The organism is Sphingomonas sp., from assembly GCF_019242355.1.
GTDB lineage: Bacteria > Pseudomonadota > Alphaproteobacteria > Sphingomonadales > Sphingomonadaceae > Sphingomicrobium.
This window is the reverse complement of sequence record NZ_JAFAVR010000218.1, coordinates 1-15,199: the sequence shown is the minus strand read 5'-3', so window position 1 is coordinate 15,199 and position 15,199 is coordinate 1. Positions and strand designations below refer to the sequence as shown.

General features: G+C 66.8%; 16 protein-coding genes. 12 read left to right on the top strand and 4 right to left on the bottom strand.

Going from position 1 to position 15,199, the window contains the following annotated elements; all coding sequences use genetic code 11:
* Positions 1-271: transporter associated domain-containing protein (locus JOZ79_RS10850; RefSeq protein ID WP_294074019.1), on the top strand; the 271-nt coding region annotated here is incomplete at its 5' end.
* Here JOZ79_RS10850 and JOZ79_RS10845 read toward each other — a convergent pair.
* A complete protein-coding gene (locus JOZ79_RS10845) occupies positions 272-691 on the bottom strand; it encodes a VOC family protein (protein WP_294074018.1) in 420 nt (139 codons plus the stop codon).
* 47 nt (positions 692-738) lie between these two features.
* Here JOZ79_RS10845 and lnt point away from each other — a divergent pair, with 47 nt between their 5' ends.
* The 3 genes from lnt (at position 739) to trmB (ending at position 4,246) form a co-directional block, all read left to right on the top strand.
* Positions 739-2,241 (top strand): apolipoprotein N-acyltransferase, encoded by a 1,503-nt coding sequence (gene lnt, locus JOZ79_RS10840; RefSeq protein ID WP_294074016.1) that lies wholly within the window; start codon positions 739-741, stop codon positions 2,239-2,241.
* A gap of 65 nt (positions 2,242-2,306) precedes the next feature.
* Entirely contained in the window at positions 2,307-3,542 is a 1,236-nt protein-coding gene (gene metK / locus JOZ79_RS10835) for a methionine adenosyltransferase (protein ID WP_294074014.1), read from the top strand.
* A gap of 5 nt (positions 3,543-3,547) precedes the next feature.
* A complete protein-coding gene (gene trmB, locus JOZ79_RS10830) occupies positions 3,548-4,246 on the top strand; it encodes a tRNA (guanosine(46)-N7)-methyltransferase TrmB (RefSeq protein ID WP_294074012.1) in 699 nt (232 codons plus the stop codon).
* Here trmB and JOZ79_RS10825 read toward each other — a convergent pair whose 3' ends face one another.
* Positions 4,247-5,479 (bottom strand): PQQ-dependent sugar dehydrogenase, encoded by a 1,233-nt coding sequence (locus JOZ79_RS10825; protein ID WP_294074010.1) that lies wholly within the window; start codon positions 5,477-5,479, stop codon positions 4,247-4,249.
* A gap of 59 nt (positions 5,480-5,538) precedes the next feature.
* On the opposite strand from JOZ79_RS10825, the gene JOZ79_RS10820 reads away from it, so the two are divergent.
* The 8 genes from JOZ79_RS10820 to JOZ79_RS10785 all read left to right on the top strand — a co-directional run bounded on the left by JOZ79_RS10820 (position 5,539) and on the right by JOZ79_RS10785 (position 13,640).
* Positions 5,539-6,585, top strand: a complete 1,047-nt coding sequence (locus JOZ79_RS10820) for a type III polyketide synthase (RefSeq protein ID WP_294074008.1) — start codon at positions 5,539-5,541, stop codon at positions 6,583-6,585.
* Positions 6,582-7,067, top strand: coding sequence for an isoprenylcysteine carboxylmethyltransferase family protein (locus JOZ79_RS10815; protein ID WP_294074006.1), 486 nt, complete (start codon positions 6,582-6,584; stop codon positions 7,065-7,067). The genes JOZ79_RS10820 and JOZ79_RS10815 overlap by 4 nt, the downstream gene beginning before the upstream one ends.
* A 127-nt stretch (positions 7,068-7,194) precedes the next feature.
* Positions 7,195-7,722, top strand: coding sequence for a ribosome maturation protein RimP (gene rimP, locus JOZ79_RS10810; protein WP_294074004.1), 528 nt, complete (start codon positions 7,195-7,197; stop codon positions 7,720-7,722).
* Between the two features lie 5 nt (positions 7,723-7,727).
* On the top strand, positions 7,728-9,365 hold the full coding sequence (nusA, locus tag JOZ79_RS10805; protein WP_294074002.1) for a transcription termination factor NusA: 1,638 nt from the start codon (positions 7,728-7,730) through the stop codon (positions 9,363-9,365).
* Entirely contained in the window at positions 9,346-10,062 is a 717-nt protein-coding gene (locus JOZ79_RS10800; protein ID WP_294074000.1) for a DUF448 domain-containing protein, read from the top strand. Before nusA ends, JOZ79_RS10800 begins: the two co-directional genes overlap by 20 nt.
* Complete coding sequence (gene infB / locus JOZ79_RS10795; protein ID WP_294073998.1) at positions 10,059-12,575, top strand: translation initiation factor IF-2; 2,517 nt, start codon at positions 10,059-10,061, stop codon at positions 12,573-12,575. Before JOZ79_RS10800 ends, infB begins: the two co-directional genes overlap by 4 nt.
* A gap of 133 nt (positions 12,576-12,708) precedes the next feature.
* Complete coding sequence (gene rbfA, locus JOZ79_RS10790; RefSeq protein WP_294073996.1) at positions 12,709-13,101, top strand: 30S ribosome-binding factor RbfA; 393 nt, start codon at positions 12,709-12,711, stop codon at positions 13,099-13,101.
* Positions 13,098-13,640: a GNAT family protein gene (locus JOZ79_RS10785; RefSeq protein WP_294073995.1), complete on the top strand. Its 543-nt coding sequence runs from the start codon at positions 13,098-13,100 to the stop codon at positions 13,638-13,640. The genes rbfA and JOZ79_RS10785 overlap by 4 nt, the downstream gene beginning before the upstream one ends.
* Before the next feature lie 7 nt (positions 13,641-13,647).
* Here JOZ79_RS10785 and JOZ79_RS10780 read toward each other — a convergent pair whose 3' ends face one another.
* Together JOZ79_RS10780 and JOZ79_RS10775 are read right to left on the bottom strand one after the other, a co-directional pair.
* Complete coding sequence (locus JOZ79_RS10780; RefSeq protein WP_294073994.1) at positions 13,648-14,031, bottom strand: response regulator transcription factor; 384 nt, start codon at positions 14,029-14,031, stop codon at positions 13,648-13,650.
* A gap of 12 nt (positions 14,032-14,043) precedes the next feature.
* Positions 14,044-15,199: ATP-binding protein (locus JOZ79_RS10775; protein ID WP_294073992.1), on the bottom strand; the 1,156-nt coding region annotated here is incomplete at its 5' end.

Here is a 15,199-nt window from a genome sequence, read left to right as displayed (position 1 = left end):
GCTGACGCCCCTCGAGGACGGCCTGTGGGAAGCCGACGCGCGCATCGAGCTCGAGGAGCTGCAGGAGGCCGTCGACCCCCGGCTGACGGCGGAAGAAGACGAGGTCGATACGCTTGGCGGGCTGGCGTTCGTTCTGGCGGGGCGAATCCTTGAGCCCGGCGAGTCCGTGTGCCACCCATCCGGCTGGCGGCTGGAATCGGTTGACGCCGATGCGCGGCGAATCAAGCGGGTGAGGCTTCACGCGCCGGAAGGCGAATTTCGCGCCGACTAGCTACTTCGCGAACAGCTTTGCCGGGTCGGCCATCGCCTTGAACTCGAGCGCATTGCCCGCGGGATCGAGCAGGAACATGGTCGCCTGCTCGCCCGACTTGCCCTCGAAACGAAGGGTCGGGGCGATTACGAATTCAGTTCCCGCAGTTTCCAGCCGCGCGGCAAGCGCCCGCCAGTCATCCATCGCCAGCACCAGTCCGAAGTGCGGCACCGGCACGTCGTCGCCGTCGACCGAATTGATCGCTCGCGTTCGGACCGCCTCCGGCGCGAGGTGCGCGACGATCTGATGCCCGTGGAGATCGAAGTCGACCCAATGATCGGCGCTGCGGCCCTCCGGACAGCCCAGAAGATCGCCGTAGAAGTGGCGCGCCGCGGCGAGATCGTCGACCGGAAAGGCGAGATGGAAGGGCGGCAGGCTCATCGCGACCGCTTGCCACCGGCGGCAGCTCCCCGCAATGACGCGGGCGGATGCTGTTCCTGATTGCACTGATTGCCGGCGCGGTGTCGGCCTTCGCCTTCGCGCCGACCGGCCTGTGGCCGCTGATGCCGCTCGCGATCGCGGCGTTGTGCGAGTTGGTCTCGCGGTCACGCGGGCTGAGGCAATCACTTGCCATCGGCTGGGCGTTTGGGCTCGGCCAGTTCTGCGTCGGACTGAACTGGATCCAGTTCGCCTTCACCTTCCAGGACAAGATGCCCCACTGGCTGGGCTATCTCGCGGTCCTTCTGCTCTCGCTCTATCTGGCCGTCTATCCGATGCTTGCCGCCGGCCTCGCCTGGCGGTGCAAGGGACGGCCGGTCGCTTTGGTGCTGGCGCTGGCGGGCTCGTGGGCGATCACCGAGTGGCTGCGGGCGACGATGTTCACCGGCTTCGCCTGGAACCCCATCGGTGTGGTGCTTGACGATACGGACCTCTTGCACACCGCCGCGTACATCGGAACTTACGGCCTCTCCGCTCTGGTCGTGCTCGGCGGAGGGTTGCTCTGGCTATTCTGTCATCAGGCGTGGAAATCGGGCTTAGCTGTCAGCGCCGCGATCCTGCTGCTCCATTTCCCGCCCGTCCCGCCGCTTGCGGCCGCGACGGGAAAGCAAATCCGAGTGGTCCAACCGAATATCGGCGAACAGGACAAATGGACCCCCGGCTTCGGCGACATCTCGGCGCAGCGTCTGGCCAGGCTGTCGGCGCGCCCAGGCGGCCAGCGCCCGCGCCTGCTGCTGTGGCCCGAGGCTGCCGTCACCGATCCGCTCGAGGATGCGCGCACCGACCAGCACCAAGCCTTCGCCGATTTCGAGCGAACGCGTGCTACCGCGCTCGTCGGCCCCGGTGAGGACCTACTGACCGGCGGCATCGCTTTGTTCTCGCGCGATGGCATGTTCATCGATGGCGCGGCGAACAGCATCTTCGTGCTGGGGCCGGGTGGTCGCGAGGTGGCGCGCTACGACAAGGCCCACCTGGTCCCCTACGGTGAATATTTGCCGATGCGGCCCCTCCTGTCGGCAATCGGCCTGTCACGGCTGGCGCCCGGCGACGTCGACTTCACTTCGGGACCCGGACCGCGCACCGTCGTCATTCCGGGCTGGGGCAAGGTCGGCTTCCAGCTTTGCTACGAGATCATCTTTTCCGGTGAGGTCGTCGATTCCCACAACAGGCCGGACTTCATCTTCAATCCGTCGAACGATGCCTGGTTCGGGCGGTGGGGACCGCCGCAGCACCTCGCCCAGGCCCGGCTGCGTGCCGCCGAAGAGGGACTTCCGGTGATCCGATCGACCCCGACCGGAATCAGCGCCGTCGTCGACGCTCACGGCGAGATCGTGAAGTCCCTTCCGTGGCGAACGGCAGGCGTTATCGACGCAAGCCTGCCGCCGCCTGCCGCGGCGCCGACGGTGTTCGCCCGCTTTGGCAACGTCATCCCGCTGCTGCTCGGCTTTGCGCTGCTCATCGGCGGCATTGTGCTCGGGGTGCGCCGCCGCTAGAGCGACATATAAAGACTTCTTTATATCCCTGAAATCACTCGCGACTCCAAGGACCCGCTCCGCACATGCGCAACTCCTATCTGTTCACGTCCGAATCCGTTTCCGAAGGCCATCCCGACAAGGTCGCCGACCAGATTTCCGACGCGATCGTCGACCTGTTCCTGTCGAAGGATCCGGAAGCGCGCGTCGCTTGCGAAACCATGACGACGACCAACACGGTCGTTCTCGCAGGTGAAATCCGCGGCAAGGGCATCATGGACACGGACGGCAATTGGGCGCCCGGCGTGCCGGAGGAAATCGAGCGCACCGTGCGCGAGACCGTGAAGCGCATCGGCTACGAGCAGTCGGGCTTCCACTGGAAGACCTTCCGCTTCGAGAACAACCTCCACCCGCAGTCAGCGCACATCGCGCAGGGCGTCGACGCCGGCGCCGACAAGGACGAAGGCGCGGGCGACCAGGGCATCATGTTCGGCTTCGCCTGCAATGAGACCCCCGATCTCATGCCCGCGACGCTCGACTACAGCCACAAGATTCTCGCCGAGATGGCCGCCGACCGTCATTCCGGCAAAGCGCCGTTCCTGGAGCCCGACGCCAAGAGCCAGGTCACGCTGCGCTTCGAGGATGGCAAGCCGGCCAAGGCAACCGCAATCGTCGTCTCGACCCAGCACGCGCCGGGCTATGACCGCGGCGAGAAGCAGGCCGAACTTCACGCCTACGTGAAGTCGGTCGTCGCTCGCGTCCTGCCGGCCGAGCTTCTCGGCAACGAGACTGTCTATCACATCAATCCGACCGGCAGCTTCGAGATCGGCGGCCCGGACGGCGACGCCGGCCTCACCGGCCGCAAGATCATCGTCGACACCTACGGCGGCGCGGCCCCGCACGGCGGCGGCGCCTTCTCGGGCAAGGACCCGACCAAGGTCGACCGCTCGGCCGCCTACGCCGCGCGCTACCTCGCCAAGAACATCGTCGCTGCCGGCCTGGCCGACCGCTGCACCATCCAGCTCGCCTATGCGATCGGCGTGCCGGAGCCGCTGTCGCTCTATGTCGACACGCATGGCACCGGGAAGGTCGACGATTCCAAGCTCGAGGACGCGATCCGCGGCATCGGCAAGCTCGGCCGCCTGACTCCGCGCGGCATTCGCACCCACCTCGGCCTCAACAAGCCGATCTACCAGGCGACCGCCGCGTACGGCCACTTCGGCCGCAGCGCGGAAGGCGACCTCTTCCCTTGGGAGCGCCTCGACCTGGTTGAGGACCTGAAGGCCGGCGCCGGCGTGGAGGCCCTTCCGGTCGAAGCCTAGCGCCGATGACCGCGCACAAATCGGGCGATCCTCTGACGCTCAATCGGCTGTACGGCCGGTCGAGCGGCCATAAGCTTCGGCACGGGCAACAGGAGCTCGTCGATAGGTTGCTGCCTCGCATTGCGGTGCCTGCGGAGGGGGAGATCACGTCACGCCGGCTGTTCGGCGAGGATCGGACGCTGCATCTGGAGATCGGGTTCGGTTCGGGCGAGCACCTCGCCGATCGGGCCGACATGCTGCCGGACCATGGCTTCATCGGTGCGGAGCCGTTCATCAACGGCGTCGCGACGGCGCTCGGCCATGTCCGGGACCGTCACCTCGCCAATGTTCGGCTGTGGCGGGGTGACGCGCTGGAGGTGCTTCGGCGGCTGCCCGACAAAGCACTGACCTTCCTCTATCTGCTGCATCCGGACCCATGGCCCAAGGCACGGCACGCCAAGCGGCGAATGGTCAATGACGGCCCCCTCGACCTGTTCGCGGCCAAGCTGAAACCGGGCGGCGAATTCCGCCTTGCGACCGACGACCCGACCTATCTCGCCTGGTCGCTGATGGTCATGCAGCGCCAGACCGGCCGTTTCGAATGGTTCGCGCAGCGGCCCAGAGACTTCCTCGAGCCGACGGGCGGCTGGATCGAGACCCGCTACGGCGCCAAGGCCCGGCGCGAGGGCCGTCGGCCCTACTACCTGCGCTATCGCCGCGTGTGACTAGCGAGGCGTCAGCCGGAGCAGTCGGCCGTTCTCGTCATCCTCGAGCAGGTAGATCGCGCCGTCGGGGCCCTGGCCGACGAAGCGGATGCGGGCGCCCATGTGCCACTGATCCGCCTTCCTTGCGCTGTCGCCGTCGAAGGTGACGCGGATCAGCGCTTGCGCCGACATCGCCCCAATGAAGCCGCTGCCCCTCCATTGCGGGAAGAGGTTGCCCGAGTAGATCAAGAGCGACGTCGGCGAGACCGACGGCACCCAGTACAGCTTGGCAGACGTCAGGTCGGGCCGCGTCGCGGGCTTGGCGATCGGCACGCCGTCGTAATTCTCACCTTCGGAGACGAGCGGCCAGCCATAGTTCCTGCCGGGCTCGATCAAATTGAGCTCGTCGCCGCCGCGCGGCCCCATCTCGGTCTCCCAAAGCCGGCCCTGCCCATCGAAGGCGAGGCCGTAGGGGTTGCGGTGGCCCATGCTCCAGGTCTCGGCGGGCGTGAGGTTCGGGCCAGGCCAGGCGAATTCCCGGCTCGGCGCGCCCTTCGCCGCCGCCGTGTCCTTCGGCGGGTCGGTGACGGTGACCATTGCAGCGCCGGTGCGGCCGGCGTCGGGATTGCCGGGCGCTGGCTTCCCCTCGAGCGTCAGGTGAAGGATCTTGCCGAGCGGCTGGCTCGGGTCTTGCGCCGGAGTGAAGCGCTGCCGCTCGCCCGAGCTCAGGAACAGCGACTTGCCGTCGGGAGCGAATGCCACGATGCCGCCGAACTGGCCGCCTTCGCCGCCCGCAGGATCGTGCCACAGAACCTTGAGGCCGCTGAGCGCGCCGCCGGTCGCGCTTCGAGTCAGCGACGCGCGGGCAAGCGCGAGGCCGCTGCCGCCGCGGGGCGATGGCTCGGCGAAGGTGAGATAGACTTGATGGTCGCTGGCAAACGTCGGCGACAGCGCCACGTCAAGCAGACCCCCCTGCCCTTCGTAAACGACCGCCGGCGCACCGCTGACCGGCTGCTTCCTGCCCGTGTGCGCGTCGACGAGCCAGATGTGACCGGGCTTCTCGGTCACCAGCGCATCATGGCTGCCCGGCAGGAAGGCGAGCGCCCAGGGCGTGTTGAAGGTCGCCACGGCCGCAACCTTGAACGGCGGATTGCCCGCGGGTGCGGCAGCGTGCGAGACCGCGTCCGCGGAGTTCGAGGAGCCGCACGCCGCAAGTACCAGAAAAAGGGCAGGTTGCATTAAGCGCAGAGACATCCACATCCGTCCTTTGTTCGTATCTTGCGGGCAATCCGTTCTCGCAGTTAAGGCGATCCATGACAGCCTGCAGCTTACGTTCCGTCGCAACTGCGGTTCCGCCGCACACCGCCGAACAGCAGATCACGAAGGAAATCGGACGGCGCGCCTTTCGCGGCCGCGCCGCCTTGTTCGAGCGATTGTCCAGCGTGTTCGACAATGCCGAGATCGCGAGAAGGCACCTGGTCGCACCGCTGCATTGGTACGAGCAGGAGCATGGCTGGGCCGAGCGCAACGCGGTCTATCTTGAGGCGTCCGAGCAGCTCTTCGAGGATGCGGCACGCCGCGCCATTGCCGCCGCCAATCTCTCGCCGGACCAGATCGACGGGGTGGTGACCGTTTCGACGACCGGCATTGCGACGCCGAGCCTGGAAGCGCGGGTCGGACCCCGGCTCGGATTGCGCGAGGACATCCGTCGAGTGCCGGTGTTCGGGCTCGGCTGCGCCGGCGGCGTCAGCGGCCTCGCCCTCTCCGCTCGGTTGGCGACGTCCGATCCCGGCACGAACTGGCTGTTCGTGACGGTCGAGACCTGCTCGATCTCCATTCGCCTCGACAGCGACGATCCGGCGGCGATCGTTGCCACCGCCTTGTTCGGCGATGGAGCCGCGGCGGCCGTGGTCAGCACGTCCGGCGACGGGGTCGCCACCCTTCGCAATTCCGCCGAGAAGCTATGGCCCGACACGCTCGGGATCATGGGCTGGCGGGTCGAGGATCCGGGGCTCGGCGTCGTCTTCGACCGCGCGATCCCGCCGTTCATCGAGGATAACCTCGCGCCGGCCATCGACGGCATGTGCCGCCAGATGGACATCGCCCGCGAGGACATCGACCGCTTCTGCTGCCACCCCGGCGGAGCGAAGGTAATCGCCGCAATCGAGACCGCGCTCGACCTCAACCAGGGCGAGCTTAACGTCGAGCGGGAGGTGCTGCGCGACTTCGGCAACATGAGCGCGCCGACCGTGCTGTTCGTTCTCGACCGGCTGCTTCGTGCCGGCCTGCCGGAGACGGCACTGATGACCGCATTCGGCCCGGGCTTCACCTGCGCCGGACTGCTCCTCGACGCGGCGTGATTCTCAACATCGTCATCCTCGCCTTCGTCACCCTGCAACGACTGGGCGAGCTGTGGCTATCCAATCGCAACACGAAGCGGTTGCTCGCCAGCGGCGCGCACGAGGTGGCGCCCGGCCACTATCCGCTGATCGTCGCCGTGCACGTGCTGTGGCTCGCCGCCTTGTGGTGGCTTGCCCCATGGCAGCGCCTTCGGCCCCTGTGGCTGGTGCTGTTCGTGCTGCTTCAGATCGGACGATTGTGGGTGGTGAGGACGCTTGGCGAGCGGTGGACGACTCGGATCATCGTCCTGCCGAGGACGGCGCTAGTCCGGCGCGGGCCGTACCGCTGGACCGACCATCCCAATTATTGGATCGTCGTCGGGGAGATCGCGGCCCTTCCGCTGGCCTTTGGCCTGTCGAGCGTGGCACTGATCTTTTCCATCCTTAATGCCGCCGTGCTCGCGATCCGCATCCGCGAAGAGAATCGCGCGCTTCGTCCCTAAGCATCGCTTGCGCGGGGAACAGCATCAGCCTATATCGCGGCTCTCTCCTCGACATCGCTAGATGCCTGAGGCTGGGGCCCCTCGGCTCCGGTCCGAGAGCTGTTGAACTTATCGCGTGGGAGCGACCGTGGCGAACATCGCCGGCCTGGAACGGATGATCGAGCCCGAGGTCAAGCGCCTCGGCTATGATCTCGTGCGGGTGACGATGATCGGCGGCACGTCCGATCCGACGCTTCAGGTGATGGCCGAGCGGCGCGACACGCGGCAGCTCAGCCTGACCGATTGCGAGCGCATCTCCCGGCATCTGTCGGAAATGCTCGACCTCGCCGACCCGATCGCCGGCAGCTACCGGCTGGAAGTCAGCTCGCCAGGCATCGACCGCCCGCTGACTCGCCTCAAGGATTTCGAGGATTGGTCGGGCCATGAGGCCCGCATCACGCTTCTCGAGCCGCACGAGGGCCGAAAGCAATTTTCTGGAACGCTCGAGGGCGTTGTTCACGAGCATGTCCATCTGACCGACAAGGGCGGCAACAGGCACGTCATCCATCCATCGCAGATCGCCGCCGCCAAGCTGCTCTTAACCGACCGGCTCATCGCCGCCACCGCGCCGCTCGATGCCGAGGGCGCCGACCACATTGTCACGATAGAGGAATAATTCGAATGGCCACCGCACCCGCCGCCGTCAGCGCCAACAAGGCGGAGCTGATTGCAATCGCCGATGCCGTTGCTCGCGAGAAGCTGATCGACAAGGGCATCGTCATCGAGGCGATGGAAGACGCGATCCAGCGCGCGGCCCGTTCCCGCTACGGCGCCGAAAACGACATTCGCGCCAAGCTCGACGCCAACACCGGCGACCTCCGCCTGTGGCGCGTGCTCGAGGTCGTCGACGAGCCCGAGGATCACTTCAAGCAGATCGACCCCAAGGGCGCGCAGAAGCTCCAGAAGGGCGCCGCGGTCGGAGACTTCATCGTCGACCCGCTGCCGCCGATCGAGTTCGGCCGAATCGCCGCCCAGGCCGCCAAGCAGGTGATCTTCCAGAAGGTTCGCGACGCCGAGCGCGAGCGCCAGCATGAGGAGTTCAAGGACCGCGTCGGCGAGATCATCACGGGCGTCGTCAAGCGCGTCGAGTTCGGCCACGTCGTCGTCGACCTCGGCCGGGCCGAGGGGGTCATCCGCCGCGACCAGCAGATTCCGCGGGAAATGGTCCGCGTCGGCGACCGCATCCGCTCGCTGATCATGGCCGTCCGCCGCGAGGCCCGCGGCCCGCAGATTTTCCTGAGCCGCGCCCACCCCGACTTCATGAAGAAGCTCTTCGCTCAGGAAGTGCCGGAAATTTACGATGGCATCATCGAGATCAAGGCCGCCGCCCGCGACCCCGGCAGCCGCGCGAAGATCGGCGTCATCAGCCACGACAGCTCGATCGATCCGGTCGGCGCCTGCGTCGGCATGAAGGGAAGCCGCGTCCAGGCCGTCGTTCAGGAGCTTCAGGGCGAGAAGATCGACATCATTCCATGGTCGCAGGACCTCGCGACCTTCGTCGTCAACGGCCTTCAGCCCGCGACCGTCAGCCGCGTGGTCATCGACGAGGAAGAGAGCCGGATCGAAGTCGTGGTTCCCGATGACCAGCTCAGCCTGGCGATCGGCCGCCGCGGCCAGAACGTGCGTCTCGCCAGCCAGCTGACCGCGTCGCAGATCGACATCCTTACCGAGGCCGATGCCAGCGAGAAGCGCCAGCGCGAGTTCGTCGAGCGGACCGAGATGTTCCAGTCCGAGCTCGACGTCGACGAGACCCTGTCGCAGCTGCTGGTCGCCGAGGGTTTCACCAGCCTCGAGGAAGTCGCCTACGTCCCCGCCGACGAGATTGCCTCGATCGAGGGCCTCGACGACGACATCGCGACCGAGCTTCAGAGCCGCGCAACCGAGGCGCTCGACCGCCGTGAAGCCGCTGCTCGCGAAGAGCGGCGTTCGCTTGGCGTTTCCGACGATCTCGCCACCTTGCCTCACCTGACCGAGGCGATGCTGGTCACGCTCGGCAAGGCCAACATTCGCACCCTCGACGATCTCGCGGACCTCGCCACCGACGAGCTAGTGCAGAAGAAGCGGCCCGAGCAGCGGCGCCAGCGCGAGCCGAGCAACCGGCCCGAGGACAAGGGCGGCGTGCTCGCCGAATACGGCCTCAGCGACGAGCAGGGCAACGAGATCATCATGGCCGCCCGCGCGCACTGGTTCGAGGATGAAGAACCTGGCCAGGACGGCGCGCAGACCGAGGAGGCCGCCGATGCGGAATCCTCGCAATGATCCGCTAAGCCCCGACAGTTCCGACGATGCGCACGTCCCCGAGCGGACGTGCGTTCTCACGCGGCGCAAGGGCACGAAGGACGAGCTGATCCGGCTTGCTCTTGGACCCGACGGCTCGGTGGCGCCCGACGTGCGTGCTCGCGCTCCGGGCCGAGGGGCCTGGATCGGAACGGGCCGCACCATGCTTGACGAGGCGAACGCCAAGGGTCGGCTCAAGGGCGCGCTCCAACGCGCGTTCAAGACGAACGCAGTCGCCGTTCCTGCCGATCTCGGCGAGCGCACGGAGGCCGCGCTTCGCCAGGCGGCGCTTGATCGGCTCGGCATGGAGGCGCGCTCGGGCCATCTCCTCAGCGGCTTCGACCGCATCGAAACCGCGGCCCGCTCCGGCAAGGTCCGGCTGCTGATCCACGCCGCCGACGCCGGCGAGGATGGCAACCGCAGCCTGGATCAGGCCTGGCGCGTTGGCGGGGGCGAGCCGCAAGGGATGATATTCCCGGAGGAACGCACTATCTTGTCCATGGCACTTGGCCGCGAAAATGTGGTACATGTCGCCCTGACCGATCCCGCCGCCGCCGCGCGTGTTTCCCACGTGCTCCAGCGTTGGCGGGCATTCACTGACCCCGATCGTGGTCTGGAAGGCGGAAGTCCCGCCTTGAGGACCGGCTCGGCTGACGAACTTGACGAAGGAACAGAATGACCGACCAGACCGAAAAGCCGAAGCTTGGAACCCGGCCGCCGCTGGGCCTCAAGCGCACGGTCGAGACCGGCAAGGTGAAGCAGAGCTTCAGTCACGGGCGCTCGAACACGGTCGTGGTCGAGGTCAAGAAGCGGCGCATCCTGGGTCGGCCCGGCGAGACCGCTCCGGTCGAAGCCACACCAGCACCCGAGCCCGTCGCCGAAGCGCCCAAGCCCGCTCCGAAGCCCGCTGCTCCGGCAGCCCCACCGCAGCGCCGCCTGTCCGAGGCCGAGCAGATCGCCCAACGCCGGGCGGATCTCGAGCGCATGCAGCGCGAGGCCGAGGAAGAGCGTCTGCGCCTGTCACAGGAAGCCCGCCAGCGCGAGGAGCGGTCGAAGGCCGCGCAGAGTGACGAGGAACGCCGCCGCGCCGAAGACAATCGCAAGGCCGAGGAAGTCGCCGCCGAGCAGGCTCGTGTTGCTGCCGAGGAAGAGGCCCGCAAGGCCGCGGAGGCTCCGGCGGAGACAACTGCGCCCGCATCGGCCGGCCAGCAGGACGAGCGTGGCTTCCGCCGTCCCGCTGGTCCCGCGCCGGCGCCGCGCCGTCCCGAGCCTGCTCGCCCCAACCGTGGCCGCGGCGACGAGCAGCGCCAGCGCGGCAAGCTGACTGTCACCCGCGCCTTGTCCGACGAGGACGAGAGCCGCGCCCGCTCGCTCGCAGCGCTCCGCCGCGCGCGCGAAAAGGAAAAGCGCCACCTTCAGGAATCCGGCCCGGCCCAGAAGCAGGTCCGCGACGTCGTGGTTCCGGAAGCGATTACCGTGCAGGAACTCGCCAACCGCATGGCCGAACGCGGCGCCGACCTTGTGAAGGCCCTGTTCAAGATGGGCTCGCCGGTCACGCTCACGCAGACGATCGACCAGGACACCGCCGAGCTCCTGGTCACCGAGTTCGGGCACAACATCAAGCGCGTCAGCGAGAGCGACGTCGACATCGACACCAGTGCCGACGTCGATGCGGACGAGACGCTGAAGGCGCGGCCGCCGGTGGTGACGATCATGGGCCACGTCGACCACGGCAAGACGTCGCTTCTGGACGCGATTCGCGGCGCGAGTGTCCAGTCGGGCGAGGCCGGCGGCATCACCCAGCATATCGGCGCCTACCAGGTGCAGGTCCCCGACGGCTCGAAGGTCACCTTCCTGGACACGCCGGGCCACGAGGCTTTCTCGGAGATGCGGGCGCGCGGCGCCAACGTCACCGACATCGTCGTGCTGGTGGTCGCTGCCGACGACGGCCTCCGCCCGCAGACGATCGAAGCAATCAACCACACCAAGGCGGCCGGCGTGCCGATGATCGTTGCGATCAACAAGATCGACAAGCCGGAAGCCAAGCCGCAGAAGGTTCGCGAAGAGCTTCTCCAGCACGAGATCATCGTCGAGGAGATGGGCGGCGAGGTCCAGGACGTCGAAGTCTCGGCGACCAAGAAGACCAACCTCGACAAGCTGCTCGACGCCATCCAGCTGCAGGCCGAATTGCTCGAACTGAAGGCCAACCCCGACCGCGCCGCCGAAGGCACGGTCGTCGAGGCCAAGCTCGACAAGGGCCGCGGGCCGCTCGCGACCGTGCTCGTCGAGCGCGGCACGCTCCGGGTCGGCGACGTCTTCGTTGCCGGCGCCTCGAGCGGCAAGGTCCGAGCGATGATCGACGACAAGGGCAAGCAAGTGAAGGAAGCCGGCCCGTCAGTCCCCGTCGAAGTTCTGGGCCTGTCCGCCGTGCCCGCTGCCGGCGACCCGTTCACCGTCGTCGAGAACGAGGGCCGCGCTCGTGAGGTCGCCTCCTATCGCCAGGGCGTCATCGACCGGAAGCGCACCACCTCGGCGCCGATGAGCCTCGAGAACATGTTCGCGACCCATGCGTCAACGGTCATCGAGTTCCCGTTGGTCGTGAAGGCGGACGTGCAGGGTTCGGTCGAGGCGATCGTCCATGCGCTCAATCGCCTGTCGACCGACGAGATCAAGGTCCGCATCCTGCACTCGGGTGTCGGTGCGATCACCGAGAGCGACGTGACCCTGGCCGCAGCCAGCGGAGCGCCGATCATCGGCTTCAACGTCCGTCCGAACGCCAAGGCGCGCGAAGTGGCCGAGCGCAACAAGGTCGAGTTCCGCTATTACGACGTCATCTACCACCTGACCGACTGGGCCAAGGGCGCGATGGCGGGCGAGCTCGGGCCCGAGATCATCGAGACGGTGGTTGGCCGCGCCGAAGTCCGCGAAGTCTTCCCGGCGGGCAAGAAGGACAAGGCCGCCGGCCTGCTGGTCCTCGAAGGCGTCATCCGCAAGGGCCTCAACGCCCGCCTCACGCGCGAGGACGTCATCGTCTCCAAGACGACGATCAGCTCGCTTCGCCGCTTCAAGGACGACGTTGCCGAGGTTCGCGCGGGCCTGGAATGCGGCGTGCTTCTGGCGGACACGAACGACATCAAGGCTGGCGACAGCCTCGAAGTGTTCGAAGTCGAGGAACGCGCTCGGACACTCTAGATGGGATATCGAGTCGACGACGACATTGCGGATGTTTCTGGCGTCAAGGCCGCGTGCTGCGCGGTGATCATCCTAGGTCTTGTCTTCGCCCTCGTAGGATGCCTCGGAATGTTCTCACTGGCCGCTGGGTAGGATGCGCCGCACGGAAACTCCCGAAGGCCGCTCCGTCCGCCTGCTGCGCGTCGGCGAGCAGGTGCGGCACGTACTGAGCGAGCTGCTGCAGCGCGGCGAGGTGCATGACGAGACGCTGCAGAAGCATCTCGTCAGCATCACCGAGGTGCGCATGTCGCCCGACCTCCGCCACGCGACGGTGTTCGTGAAACCGCTTCTCGGCGAGGACGAGGAAGCGGTGCTGAAGGCGCTCCGCCAGAACACCGCCTTCTTCCAGCGCGAAGTCGCCCACCGCGTCCGCACCAAATATGCCGCGAAGCTCAAGTTCCTCGCCGACGAAAGCTTCGACGAAGGCACCCACATCGACCGCATCCTGCGATCGGAGAAAGTCGCGCAGGACCTCGGCGGGGAATGATCGATCTCAAGAGGCTGAGCCGGGCGATGACCGGCGATGGCTGTTCCGCAGAGCCGTTCTCCGAAAGGCGCCGGGCAGCGCTCAAGGCCGCCTGCGCCGAGGATCGCGACATCTGGTCCATCTACTCGATCAACTTCGGTCCCGAAGCGTTCGACGAAACGATCAATAGCTTGGCGGCGCGGCCGAACACGCGGTTGTTCGTCCTGTTCGACGGCGACGAACTGGCCGGCATGTCGAGCTTCCTCGGCATCGACGAAGGTCGCCAGACGCTCGAGATCGGGGGAACCTATTATCGCCCGAAATTCCGCGGCACCGGGTTCAACCGGCGCGCCAAGGACATGATGCTGAAGCGCGCGTTCGACTGCGGGTTCCGCCGCGTCGAGTTCCGCGTCGATGTCCGCAATCAGCGCTCCCAGGCGGCAATGGCGAAGCTCGGCGCCGTCCGCGAAGGTGTCTTGCGCGCCGACCGCATCACCTGGACCGGCCACGTCCGGGACACGGCGCTCTTCTCGATCCTGAAGGACGAGTGGACCGCCTGACCCTCGCCTAGCGCCAGGGCGTGCGCGGCTTGCTCAACAACTCGTCCACCCGGAACACCAGTTCCTCAGGATCGAACGGCTTCTTCATATAATCGTCGGCACCCTGGCTGTAGGCGAGTTCGACGTCCCGCGAGCTTTGGCGGCCGGTCAGCACCAGAACCGGCATGCCGGAAAATTCCGCCCGGTTCCGGATTTCGCGCAAGACCAACAGGCCGTTCATCGCGGGCATGTTGCAATCGAGGATGACGAGATCGGGCTTCTTGACCTTGATCGCCTGAAGCGCGTCGGAGCCGTCATCGAGCACTCCGACGACATGGCCAGCGTCGGTCAATGCATCGCGCACGATCTCGCTGACCACCTCGTCATCTTCGGCGATGATGATTCTTGCCATGATCTACCTATTCTAAGCCGCGCGTCGAATGGCCGCGATGTCCTCACGAAGTCCAGCCTGACCGTCCGCTTCGGTCCAACCGCCAATCCGCTCCTCCATCGCAAGAGCCAAGCGGCCAAGCTCCGGCTCGCCAAACATCGCCGCCGTGCCCGCGAGCTTGTGCAGCAAGTCGGCGACACGGGCCAGGTCAGCGGACGAGAATGCGCCGTTTTCGCTCAATCCGTCGAGGGCCTGGAGCGTTTCGAGCTTACGGGCTTCGTAAAGTTCACGAACGGCCGGCTTAATCGACGTCGCCGTAGCCGGCGCGGCGCCCGACCATTTGCGCAGCGCGCGGGCGAGATCGTTGAGCTGGACCGGCTTGGCGATGTGCGCCTGGCTGCCGGCGGAGAAACAGGCGGCAACGTCCGTTTCGAAGGCGTTGGCCGTAAGCGCGAGAATCGGCAGCCGGTCACCGTCGAGCCCGCTCTCGCGGATGCGGCGCGTCGCCTCGAGCCCGTCCATGACCGGCATCTGGATGTCCATCAGAACGAGGCGGTAGGGATTGCCCTCGCGTTCCGCCTGCTCGACCATCCGCAGCGCCTCGGCTCCGTCCGAAGCAAGGTCCGCTTTCCAGCCTAGCTGCGCTAGCATGCCCATGAACAGCTGCTGGTTCACGTCATGATCCTCGGCGAGAAGTAAACGCGGGCACTGACCCGACCCCGACTGCGGTTCGACGGCCGGCAGTTGGGATGCGGGGGGCTTCTTCTCGGCGACTGCCATTGGGATCGTTACTCGGAAGGTGGAGCCTTTCCCCGGTTCGCTGGCGAGCGTGATGGTGCCTTCCATCAGCTTGACCAGCTGCGTGGTGATCGCGAGGCCAAGTCCGGTGCCGCCAAACTTCGGAGCAATGGCAGTGTCGGCCTGGACGAACTCCTCGAAGATCGCCTGCTGCCGGTCGGCCGCAATGCCGATGCCGGTGTCTTCGGTTTCCAGAACCAGGGTTGCAATCGTGGGATCGTGGCTGACGCGCAAGACGACCGAGCCTTCCTCCGTGAACTTGACCGCATTGCCGAGCAGGTTGAGCGCGATCTGGCGAATTCGCAGGCCATCGCCGACGACCGTGACGGGCAGGCCGGGATCAAGCTCGCAGCGAAGGTCGAGACCCTTGTGCGCAGCGGCCGGGGTGACG

What these genes read in the sequence shown, in the direction of transcription:
- JOZ79_RS10785 (WP_294073995.1), top strand. Translation starts at nt 13,098, where the DNA reads ATGATCGATCTCAAGAGGCTGAGCCGGGCGATGACCGGCGATGGCTGT.
- metK (WP_294074014.1), top strand. Translation starts at nt 2,307, where the DNA reads ATGCGCAACTCCTATCTGTTCACGTCCGAATCCGTTTCCGAAGGCCAT.
- JOZ79_RS10800 (WP_294074000.1), top strand. Translation starts at nt 9,346, where the DNA reads ATGCGGAATCCTCGCAATGATCCGCTAAGCCCCGACAGTTCCGACGAT.
- JOZ79_RS10820 (WP_294074008.1), top strand. Translation starts at nt 5,539, where the DNA reads ATGACAGCCTGCAGCTTACGTTCCGTCGCAACTGCGGTTCCGCCGCAC.
- nusA (WP_294074002.1), top strand. Translation starts at nt 7,728, where the DNA reads ATGGCCACCGCACCCGCCGCCGTCAGCGCCAACAAGGCGGAGCTGATT.
- JOZ79_RS10780 (WP_294073994.1), bottom strand. Translation starts at nt 14,031, where the DNA reads ATGGCAAGAATCATCATCGCCGAAGATGACGAGGTGGTCAGCGAGATC.
- lnt (WP_294074016.1), top strand. Translation starts at nt 739, where the DNA reads ATGCTGTTCCTGATTGCACTGATTGCCGGCGCGGTGTCGGCCTTCGCC.
- infB (WP_294073998.1), top strand. Translation starts at nt 10,059, where the DNA reads ATGACCGACCAGACCGAAAAGCCGAAGCTTGGAACCCGGCCGCCGCTG.
- JOZ79_RS10845 (WP_294074018.1), bottom strand. Translation starts at nt 691, where the DNA reads ATGAGCCTGCCGCCCTTCCATCTCGCCTTTCCGGTCGACGATCTCGCC.
- JOZ79_RS10825 (WP_294074010.1), bottom strand. Translation starts at nt 5,479, where the DNA reads ATGTCTCTGCGCTTAATGCAACCTGCCCTTTTTCTGGTACTTGCGGCG.
- trmB (WP_294074012.1), top strand. Translation starts at nt 3,548, where the DNA reads ATGACCGCGCACAAATCGGGCGATCCTCTGACGCTCAATCGGCTGTAC.
- rbfA (WP_294073996.1), top strand. Translation starts at nt 12,709, where the DNA reads ATGCGCCGCACGGAAACTCCCGAAGGCCGCTCCGTCCGCCTGCTGCGC.